The 9,138-nt window shown below is 42.0% G+C and carries 11 protein-coding genes; 8 read left to right on the top strand and 3 right to left on the bottom strand.

Features of this window, described 5'->3' with window-relative positions; all coding sequences use genetic code 11:
• Positions 1 to 449: 449 nt before the first annotated feature.
• The 4 genes from ACM0OX_RS28270 (at position 450) to ACM0OX_RS28255 (ending at position 3,724) form a co-directional block, all read left to right on the top strand.
• A complete protein-coding gene (locus ACM0OX_RS28270; protein WP_414518298.1) occupies positions 450 to 626 on the top strand; it encodes a hypothetical protein in 177 nt (58 codons plus the stop codon).
• 65 nt (positions 627 to 691) lie between these two features.
• Complete coding sequence (locus ACM0OX_RS28265) at positions 692 to 2,722, top strand: FAD-dependent oxidoreductase (protein WP_414518297.1); 2,031 nt, start codon at positions 692 to 694, stop codon at positions 2,720 to 2,722.
• 318 nt (positions 2,723 to 3,040) lie between these two features.
• Positions 3,041 to 3,367 carry an ATP-dependent Clp protease adapter ClpS gene (gene clpS / locus ACM0OX_RS28260; protein ID WP_094348337.1) on the top strand — a complete coding sequence of 109 codons (327 nt, stop codon included), beginning with the start codon at positions 3,041 to 3,043 and terminating at the stop codon, positions 3,365 to 3,367.
• A 12-nt stretch (positions 3,368 to 3,379) separates the two neighbouring features.
• Complete coding sequence (locus ACM0OX_RS28255) at positions 3,380 to 3,724, top strand: DUF2103 domain-containing protein (protein WP_322667710.1); 345 nt, start codon at positions 3,380 to 3,382, stop codon at positions 3,722 to 3,724.
• Positions 3,725 to 3,753: 29 nt separating this feature from the next.
• Here ACM0OX_RS28255 and ACM0OX_RS28250 read toward each other — a convergent pair whose 3' ends face one another.
• The 3 genes from ACM0OX_RS28250 to ACM0OX_RS28240 form a co-directional block, all read right to left on the bottom strand.
• Positions 3,754 to 4,074 (bottom strand): hypothetical protein, encoded by a 321-nt coding sequence (locus ACM0OX_RS28250; protein WP_094348335.1) that lies wholly within the window; start codon positions 4,072 to 4,074, stop codon positions 3,754 to 3,756.
• A 500-nt stretch (positions 4,075 to 4,574) separates the two neighbouring features.
• Positions 4,575 to 5,003, bottom strand: coding sequence for a hypothetical protein (locus ACM0OX_RS28245; protein ID WP_414518296.1), 429 nt, complete (start codon positions 5,001 to 5,003; stop codon positions 4,575 to 4,577).
• Complete coding sequence (locus ACM0OX_RS28240) at positions 5,000 to 5,854, bottom strand: FAD-binding domain-containing protein (RefSeq protein WP_414518295.1); 855 nt, start codon at positions 5,852 to 5,854, stop codon at positions 5,000 to 5,002. The genes ACM0OX_RS28245 and ACM0OX_RS28240 overlap by 4 nt, the downstream gene beginning before the upstream one ends.
• Positions 5,855 to 5,961: 107 nt before the next feature.
• On the opposite strand from ACM0OX_RS28240, the gene bcp reads away from it, so the two are divergent.
• The 4 genes from bcp (at position 5,962) to ACM0OX_RS28220 (ending at position 9,108) form a co-directional block, all read left to right on the top strand.
• Positions 5,962 to 6,441 (top strand): thioredoxin-dependent thiol peroxidase, encoded by a 480-nt coding sequence (bcp, locus tag ACM0OX_RS28235; RefSeq protein ID WP_414518294.1) that lies wholly within the window; start codon positions 5,962 to 5,964, stop codon positions 6,439 to 6,441.
• Positions 6,442 to 6,493: 52 nt separating this feature from the next.
• Positions 6,494 to 7,150, top strand: coding sequence for a type I restriction endonuclease (locus tag ACM0OX_RS28230; RefSeq protein ID WP_414518293.1), 657 nt, complete (start codon positions 6,494 to 6,496; stop codon positions 7,148 to 7,150).
• Between the two features lie 168 nt (positions 7,151 to 7,318).
• Complete coding sequence (locus ACM0OX_RS28225) at positions 7,319 to 7,945, top strand: type I restriction endonuclease (protein ID WP_414518292.1); 627 nt, start codon at positions 7,319 to 7,321, stop codon at positions 7,943 to 7,945.
• A gap of 5 nt (positions 7,946 to 7,950) precedes the next feature.
• Positions 7,951 to 9,108, top strand: coding sequence for a cysteine desulfurase family protein (locus ACM0OX_RS28220; protein WP_414518291.1), 1,158 nt, complete (start codon positions 7,951 to 7,953; stop codon positions 9,106 to 9,108).
• Positions 9,109 to 9,138: the final 30 nt, after the last annotated feature.

The following is a 9,138-nucleotide window of genomic DNA, read 5'->3' as shown; positions in this document are numbered from 1 at the left end:
TGATTAACTCAGCCCTGCTGGGTCATTTTGTATGGCTTAGTCTAAACTCCAGTTATTAAACCGGAAGAACCCCACCCCCGCCAAAGCGTAGCTTTGTCTCCCCTCCCCGCAAGCGGGCTACCGTGTACACACAAGTATTCTAGAGTTGCGCTACAGGCTTTTGATCCCCCCAACCCCCCTTAAAAAGGGGGGCAAAAAATTTTCAAAGTCCCCCTTTTTAAGGGGGATTTAGGGGGATCTTACTATGTTTTGCATTGTGTATAAAGATGTGTGTACACCGTAGCCGCAAGCGGGGAGGGGATTAAGGGGAGCCAGCGCGGTCTTGGGGGTTTCCCCCATGAGCGACTGGCGTGTGGGGTGCAATGACTGTGGTTAGCATAACTAATTATGCGGACATGATATAACCCGATTCTCCCTTTTTAGGGAGTGTAGGAAGGGGGGATTTTATTATGCCAACTTTCGTTTTCATCCCTGTTAGGGGAAGCGATCGCAATACGATTCAATTAAGGTTTTTTGAAGAAAATTATAGATCGCAAAAATGTGATAAATCATCACAAAGACACGATTCATCGCGTATTGTAAAGACGGCGATTCATCGCGTTTCTTGCTCTGGAGAAATTTCTTGAGCTAGACATTTCTTAAATGCTAACGTCTACAAGGTGACACAGGATTTGGAGCGGTTTTTTTAACTATGAAGCATAGACACAAAGTAGCTTTTAGCTTAACATCGCTGATCGGTCTTAATTTAATCTCTAGCTTAGTCGCATTCGATGAGGCCATCGCTGCGCCACCGAGAACCCCAGACAAAAATGTAAATTGCGAAATTTTAGTTGTGGGTGGTGGACTTTCTGGTGTAGCTACAGCTTACGAGGGCTTGCTAGCAGGACGAACAGTTTGTCTGACAGAAATTACTGACTGGTTGGGAGGACAAATTTCTGCTCAAGGGACATCTGCGTTAGATGAACGCCCAACTCAACGATCTCTGAAATTCTATTCTCGCGGCTATCTGGAATTGCGAAACCGCATTGGGCGGAAATACGGTAAGCTTAACCCCGGCGATTGCTGGGTAAGTGAATCGTGTTTTCTTCCCCACGATGCTCACACAATTTTGACCCAGATGCTTAAAGATGCCGAAAAGCAGGGCAAAGGAAAGTTGCAATGGTTTCCCAACACGGTAATTAAGGATTTGGAAATCGCTGCTGATGGCAAAATAATTAATAGTGCGATCGCAATTCAACATCAACCACCAAAAGGCGCACCACCTCTCAATACTTTTACGTTATCTCAAAGCATTGAAGATGCCTATCGCTACGAAAACTCGTCTCGATTTACCAAAACGATTGTCCGTTTCGTCCCCAAGGCAGCGAAAGAGGATGCTCCTAAATGGTATGTCGTAGACGCTAGCGAAACCGGAGAAATTATCGCCCTTGCTGATGTCCCTTACCGATTAGGTATTGATGCCCGTTCTTACCTAGAACCTTCTGCTTCCAGTGCCAATAATGACCCCTATTGCCCCCAAGGCTTTACCTACACCTTTGCAATGGAGGCCACTAAGGAACCGCAACCGCAGACAATGCCTGCATTTTATCCACAATATGCGCCATATTTCAGCTATGAATTAACACGACTAGCTAACTTTGATTTAGTTTTTAGCTATCGTCGCATTTGGAGTCCAAACAAAGGAAAACCAGCAAAATTTGGCGGTGTAAGTTTTACTGCGGCTGCACCAGGGGATATCTCAATGCAAAACTGGACTTGGGGTAACGACTACCGCCCCGGAACAGCCCAGGATAACCTAATTTACACTCGTCAACAGTTACAAGCGACTGGGCAATTAGAGCCAGGGGGTTGGATGGGAGGACTGCGGACAGAAACCCTCCGCAGCGCTGAGGAAAATGCCTTATCTTTCTATTACTGGTTGGTAGCTGGCACTACGGATTCTCAACTAGGGGATGGTGTCAAGAAGCCGCAAACTAATAACCGCTTTGTTTCCGGTTTAAATTCACCAATGGGGACAATACATGGTTTATCGAAATACCCTTATATGCGAGAAGGACGGCGGATTATTGGCCGCCCCAGTTGGGGACAATCTGAAGGTTTTAGTATTGGGGAAATTGATATTTCCCGCCGAAATTATAATGACGAGTATTACTCCAAGACTCTGCCAGCAGATATGTATCGTCGCCTACGAGCAGCAGTTGCAGGTTTAGAAGCAATATCAGTAATTGATGGTAAAGTTCCACCAGACAAAGCAATGCGACGAACTCGTTCTACCATCTTCCCCGATGCTGTGGGTATTGGTCACTACGCTATAGATTTCCATCCTTGCATGGTGAATAGTCCCCCAGAAGCACCTGGTAACACAGAACGTCCAGGCGAAAGACGCGGTGCGGGTCAAGCTTATCCCTTCCAAATTGCTTTGAGAGCGATGATTCCCCAGAAAATTGATAATTTGCTCGTAGGTGGCAAAAGTATTGCGACTAGTCATATTGCCGCTGCTGCCTATCGCGTACACTCCTTTGAATGGTCGGCTGGCGCAGCTGCGGGAACTATTGCTAGTTTTGCACTTAAAAATGCGATCGCACCTTACCAACTAGTTGATGATTTACCTAAACAAGAGCCACAACTAGAAGCACTCAAACGGCTTTTGCAAAAAAATGGCAACCCTACCGCCTTCCCAGATACATCTATTTTTAACGAAAACTGGGATAATTGGAAATAGGGCATTGGGCATTAGGGATTGGGCATTAAATTCTTCGTAATACAAAATACCTAACTCCTAATATCAAGTTTGGGTGATTATTTGTAATAAAATCTATCAATGTAGGTTGGGTTGAATGGCAGTGAAACTAAAAATGAACAGAGATTAAATGTTGAGTTTCGTTCTTTAACCCAACCTACAAATATTACAAGTGTTTAACCAAACTTGATATAACTCCTAACTCCTAACTCCTAACTTCCCAGTCCCCAATCTCCAGACAATGAACTAAACTAATTACTTGTAGTGTAGTTTTGTAAAATTATCTTGACCAATTGTTTTATGGTTATGACACTTTCAGCAGATGTTTACGGGATGTCCACGGCACCAACTATAGCTCCTGAACGGTCTAATCAAGTTATCCGTAAGACTTATCCGAATTACAAAGTGATTGTATTAAACGATGATTTTAATACATTCCAACACGTGTCTGAATGTTTGATGAAATATATTCCAGGAATGAGTGGCGATCGCGCCTGGGATCTGACTAATCAGGTACACTATGAAGGTCAAGCGATCGTCTGGGTCGGGCCCCAAGAACCTGCGGAACTCTATCACCAGCAGCTGCGCCGAGCAGGTTTGACAATGGCACCTCTAGAAGCAGCTTAACCTTAAATTATTATGGGCAAACCCTCCGTAGATCCCCTCCGCACGGCTTCTCTACGAGACGCTACGCGAACACAAAAAGCTGCCAGACTGGTTTGGAATCACTCAACACACCTTTCTGGTCTTATACCCATTTTAGAACGTCTTTGTCAGCAAGATGGCATCCAAACTGTGACGCCGGGAGTGATTGGGCGATCGAAGGGTCACTGTCCAAAAATGCAACTACGCGTCTCAGTACCTATTCGCGGCGGCTATAAAGTCATTGCACGGCAGGGGAAAACGGTACAAGAGGTCTTTATTTTAACGACTTTATCCCAAGATCAACTAGAAGCTGCATTAGCGATCGCTATGAGATGTTAATCGCATACTCCATACCCAATCCCCAATCACTATTCCTCAACCCGATGTACTGCAAATTTGTGTAGCGGCAGACTAACAATACAAGAAAAAGTTAAGAAATATGACAGAGCCGTAGTTATTTTCAAAGTCATGACTACAGATTCCCAGCCAGGTAAAACTATTTTTTCGATGCCAAAAGCTACACAGTAAACTAGCCAGTAACTAAAGCTCATTCTAAACAGAATGCGCTCTGTTTCTTCCATCTCATTTGTTTGCTGCTTACTATTCCACAGTAACAACAGTCCAATAATGCAAGCGACAAAGGAAACAGCAACTACAGATTCGTGACAAAATATATTTAACGAATGCATTTGTGTTTATTCCCACATTTTTTCAGTTGAAACTCAGTCTAAAGGAATATTCCTTGCAGAGATACAAATTATTTACAAACCTCAATAGATTACATAAGTCTTTCTGACCCCTAACTCCCCCTTGCCAAGCAGGGCTGTTTCATTCGATCTCTTAGGGATTTTGTCAAGAGTATGAGTCAGAAATTTGCTTGAGTGGGATAAAGAAAAATTACCACCTCAACCAGCAAATTTAAGTGCGTTCACCATTTTCTTGCCCAATCAGATTTTTTAGTCACCTGGTTTTTTTGCTTGAAACGCTTGTAAATCAGCGCCTTTTAGGGAATGAAACAGCCCTGCCCTTGCCAAGGGCTACGGTGTACACACAAGTAGAAAAAAGCTTGATTTTCCATTGTTCTCTCGTTTATCTCGTTCCCAGTCTGAGACTGGGAACGAGGAAAAGTCCTATCAAACAAGGTTTTTAGGACTTGTGTGTACACCGTAGCCCGATTTATAAGAGGAATTTAGGGTGAAGGCTTTTGATAAACATAATTTTGAGCCACTTTCCAATAACGCGAGAACCGTTTCAAGTCAACATAGCCGTCATAGTCAAAAAATGCTTCTACCTCTAACACTTCCACTGCTAGAGAAGGCTCCATTTGATTACAGATATCATCAAACCGGGGACTAGGACTATTGGCTGTGACAACTAAATTGGCATCATGTTCTTGAGCAAAAGCTAAAATTTCTTGTACCACATTGCCACGGCGGATAACAACAGGTAACTCTAGCAAACATTCGTAGATAAAAGTCAGACGTTTAAGACTCAATTGCCATTCCTCTATCAAAGCCTCATCCCAAACCCAGATAGCTGGGGCATCGGGGTATTTTTGCAATGTGGGATTATTTGGACTGAGGCAATCTCCATGTACCCAAACAATTGGTTTATTCATTTTTTACCTTTCTTTCCCCGTTGCCAACTTTGGCTATTGGCTTGTTTGCTAAATTCCCCTTTGGGAAAAAGTCGCTGTTCTAATTCTTCATAACTGCCTTCAAAATCACAATGACCGTAAAGGGGACATTTCTGGCAATAAACGCCTTTGGTGTAGCGTTCTAAGTTCTCACGGTTGAAAAAATACGGTTTATGACTAAAAGTGCTAGCAACCCACTGCCATGACATATTATTACTAGCAGGATCTCCATCTAAAAGGTGTTCGAGAAACCACTTAGCTCCTGCTTGCCAACGAATACGCCGCCAATGGACAACATAAGCTGCTAGCCACATTCGCGCGTGGTTATGTAAATAACCAGTTTCTCTCAAATCACCACTAAAGCTGTCAATGCAAACTCTGCCTGTAGTTCCTTCTCTGATATCTTGCGGCAATTCGGGTGTATATTCGGCCACAGTATAACCAGTTTTGTACTCTTCCTGGTCTTTCCAGATTTCATCCCCCAACTTCATATACAACCTTTGCCAATAGTCGCGCCAGCCTAACTCGTTAATTAGTTTCGTAGCATCATCTTGGTGCTGTACTTGGTTGAGGACATAATCTCGAATTTCTCGCAAACTCAAAACGCCAGAGCGGATGTAAGGCGAAAGACGCGTGACTGCGCCTGTGAAGAAATTACGTGTTTGGGCGTAGCGAAGAGGGTCGATTTTTTGCAGCGCTGTTTGTGCCGCTTTGCGTCCCCCTAAAGTTTCGCTGATGTGGTTATCGCGTTCTGCTGCACCTGGGAATTGTTCGCGCAGGTAGGCTACCAACTCATCGCGGTTGGTAAATTGGCGTTGCATATCTTTAGGCATTATCAGCAAATATGAATGGTTACGTGCGTAGGCATCGCTCAATATATGTACAATTCTAAAGCGATATCTACGACGGGCTACGCCTACACAATCTCTCACACATCATCATGAGCAACATTCCCCAAGTCGGACAACCAGCGCCAGATTTCTCCACACTTGACCAAAATGGCAATGCAGTCACTCTCGACGACTTCAGCAGTCAGTGGGTTGTCCTCTACTTCTACCCCAAAGATGATACACCGGGTTGTACCACCGAAGCGAAAGATTTTACCGAGTTGTATCAAGACTTCAGCGCACTAGGAGCGAAAATCTTAGGCGTAAGTCCAGATTTGGGTAAATCCCATTGTAAATTTATCAGCAAACATAACTTGGCGATCGCCCTTTTAAGTGACCCAGAACATCTTTTAATTGAAGCCTACGGCGCTTGGCGCTTAAAAAAATTTATGGGTAAAGAATATATGGGTGTTGCTCGGTCAACCTTTCTAATTTCACCTGATAGAATTATTGTCTATACTTGGCCCAACGTAAAAACCAAAGGTCACGCTCAAGCAGTTTTAACTAAATTACGGGAATTAGCAGCCACGTAAGGCGGCTGGATGCTAGAAACTGCTAGGGTGATAATTAAAGTCAGGAATAAACATGATTCAAGTCATCCAAGCCCAAAATGTTACTCTTGCCTACTTAAAGAAAAAATTTGCTCTCTATAAATCTGAAGATGAGCAATTTTTTACAGAGTGGTTTGACTCTATCCCTGAAAATTCCGAGTTAGAAAAGCAATATTTAGACAGAGTTAAAAATAACTATCTTAACGTTTTGGAAAATGCTCCTCTTTTAGAAGAAGCAGTAAAATTGGTAGTATTATCTCCGTTGCTAGATTTAGCTGGTTTTTATCGTCCTCCTTTTTATATTGCTACTGAAGAAAGTGTAGAAATTAGTGAAAGTTTTATCATTGATAATGAAGTAACTACCGAAGATACTAAAGAAATTATTAAAGGAAAAATTGATGTCCTAGTTCTGCAAGATCGGCTATGGTTACTGATAATTGAATCTAAAAGGTCTAGTTTTTCCTTGGCCAAGGCGATTCCTCAAGCACTAACTTATATGCTGGCAAATCCTCAGCCTGATCGTCCTACATATTCCTTGGTAATGAATGGAGAAGATTTCCAATTTATCAAGTTGATAAAACAAGATAAACTCATGTATGCTTTGTCTGATAGATTCACTTTATATAGACGTGAAAATGAATTATATAAAGTTTTGAATATATTAAAAAAAATAGGTCAAGTTTTAAATTAATTATCTTTGCTCTTTTTATCTAGTCGTATGTCAAATTTAAATTGATAGGTAAGCAAGTTCTTAGTTAAGCACTAAAGTGCTTACTACAAACTCTCAAAGCTATCTTGAACCATTAGGTTAATACTGTAATAGTGTCATAATAGTTATATTGCATCTTTGAAATAAATCATGGTTCAATTTATCCAAGCACAAAATGTCGGGCTTGCCTATTTGGAAGAAAGATTTAGCCTACAGCTAGCCGAAGATGAGGCGTTCTTCACAGAATGGTTTGAAAATTTACCGGAAATTACAGATTTAGAAAAGCAAGATTTAGACAGAATAAAACTTCATTTTCTCCGTTTAGTCAAGCGTCCTCCTTTGTCAGAAGAAACGGTTAAATTAGTAGTTTTATCTCCTTTACTCAATTTAGCTGGATTTTATGATGAGCCTTTTTATATGAGAGGCGAGGAATCAATAGAAATTTCTGCGGAAGATGAAGGAGAAATCATTAGAGGTAGAATTGATGTTTTAGTTATTCAAGAACAATTCTGGTTGTTAGTAATTGAATCTAAAAGGTCTAGCTTTTCTCTTTTAGAAGCCATACCTCAAGCACTTGTTTATATGTTGGCGAATCCTAATCAAGACAAACCTGCTTTTGGATTAGTAACAAATGGTAGTGATTTTATTTTCCTGAAACTTACCAAAGAGAATCAGCCAAAGTATGCTATTTCTGACCAATTTACACTTTTGAAACGAGAAAGTGAACTGTATCAGGTTCTAAGTGTATTAAAAAATTTGAGTCAAAGTTTAAGTTAATAATTATGTCTATTCGTCCTATATACCTTGATTGTCACGCTACTACACCCGTAGATGAACGGGTATTAGCAGCAATGCTTCCCTACTTCACAGAAAAATTTGGCAACCCAGCAAGTATTGGTCATATTTATGGTTGGGAAGCAGAAGCTGCTGTGAAGCAAACGCGAGAAATTTTAGCAGCAGCAATTAACGCTACACCAGAAGAAATTGTGTTTACGAGTGGGGCAACAGAAGCAAATAATTTAGCTATTAAAGGTGTTGCCGAAGCTTATTTTAAAAAAGGTCAGCATATTATTACTGTTGCCACTGAACATAGTGCAGTTATCGATCCTTGTAATTATTTAAAAAGTCTTGGTTTTGAAATTACTATTCTGCCTGTCCAAAAAGATGGATTGATTGATTTAACTGAGTTAAAAAATGCTTTCCGCCCTGAGACAATTTTAGTATCGGTAATGGCTGCAAATAACGAAATTGGCGTGTTACAGCCTTTAGCAGAAATTGGGGAAATGTGCCACGATCGCCAAATCCTATTTCACACCGACGCCGCCCAAGCTATTGGTAAAATTCCCTTAGATGTGCAAGCGATGAAAATTGACTTGATGTCTTTAACAGCACATAAAGTATATGGGCCCAAAGGTATTGGAGCGCTGTACGTCCGCAGACGCGATCCCAGAGTAAAACTGGCTCCTCAGCAGCACGGCGGCGGACATGAGCGGGGGATGCGCTCTGGGACATTGTATACACCGCAAATTGTCGGCTTTGGGAAAGCTGTAGAAATCGCTTTGGCTGAACAAGAAAAAGAAACCCAACGCCTCACCCAGTTAAGACAAAGATTGTGGGAACAGCTTTCGCAAGTTGAAGGAATTCATCTCAACGGACATCCGCAACAGCGATTGGCGGGAAACTTGAGTATCAGTGTTGAGGGAGTGGATGGTGCCGCACTTTTGCTAGGATTGCAGCCAGTAATGGCCATATCTTCTGGTTCTGCTTGCTCGTCGGCACATACTGCACCTTCCTATGTTCTCACAGCATTGGGACACCCCCAACAGCTAGCTTATGCCTCAATCAGGTTTGGCATTGGTAGGTTTAATACCCAAGAGGAGATTGATATTGTGGCGAAGCATGCGATCGCTACTATTCAAAGTTTACAAAATAAACGGTAAGCATAAAAGCCAGCAGAGCCTCTTTTTTGG

The sequence above is a fragment of the Nostoc sp. PCC 9305 genome, from assembly GCF_963920915.1.
Lineage (GTDB): Bacteria > Cyanobacteriota > Cyanobacteriia > Cyanobacteriales > Nostocaceae > Nostoc.
The sequence above is the reverse complement of the archived record's forward strand: the minus strand, read 5'-3'. Positions and strand labels throughout refer to the sequence as shown.

Coding starts and splice junctions, on each gene's coding strand:
- ACM0OX_RS28240 (WP_414518295.1), bottom strand. CDS start 5,854: ATGCCTAAAGATATGCAACGCCAATTTACCAACCGCGATGAGTTGGTA.
- ACM0OX_RS28255 (WP_322667710.1), top strand. CDS start 3,380: ATGGGCAAACCCTCCGTAGATCCCCTCCGCACGGCTTCTCTACGAGAC.
- bcp (WP_414518294.1), top strand. CDS start 5,962: ATGAGCAACATTCCCCAAGTCGGACAACCAGCGCCAGATTTCTCCACA.
- ACM0OX_RS28250 (WP_094348335.1), bottom strand. CDS start 4,074: ATGCATTCGTTAAATATATTTTGTCACGAATCTGTAGTTGCTGTTTCC.
- ACM0OX_RS28270 (WP_414518298.1), top strand. CDS start 450: ATGCCAACTTTCGTTTTCATCCCTGTTAGGGGAAGCGATCGCAATACG.
- ACM0OX_RS28245 (WP_414518296.1), bottom strand. CDS start 5,003: ATGAATAAACCAATTGTTTGGGTACATGGAGATTGCCTCAGTCCAAAT.
- clpS (WP_094348337.1), top strand. CDS start 3,041: ATGGTTATGACACTTTCAGCAGATGTTTACGGGATGTCCACGGCACCA.
- ACM0OX_RS28230 (WP_414518293.1), top strand. CDS start 6,494: ATGATTCAAGTCATCCAAGCCCAAAATGTTACTCTTGCCTACTTAAAG.
- ACM0OX_RS28225 (WP_414518292.1), top strand. CDS start 7,319: ATGGTTCAATTTATCCAAGCACAAAATGTCGGGCTTGCCTATTTGGAA.
- ACM0OX_RS28265 (WP_414518297.1), top strand. CDS start 692: ATGAAGCATAGACACAAAGTAGCTTTTAGCTTAACATCGCTGATCGGT.
- ACM0OX_RS28220 (WP_414518291.1), top strand. CDS start 7,951: ATGTCTATTCGTCCTATATACCTTGATTGTCACGCTACTACACCCGTA.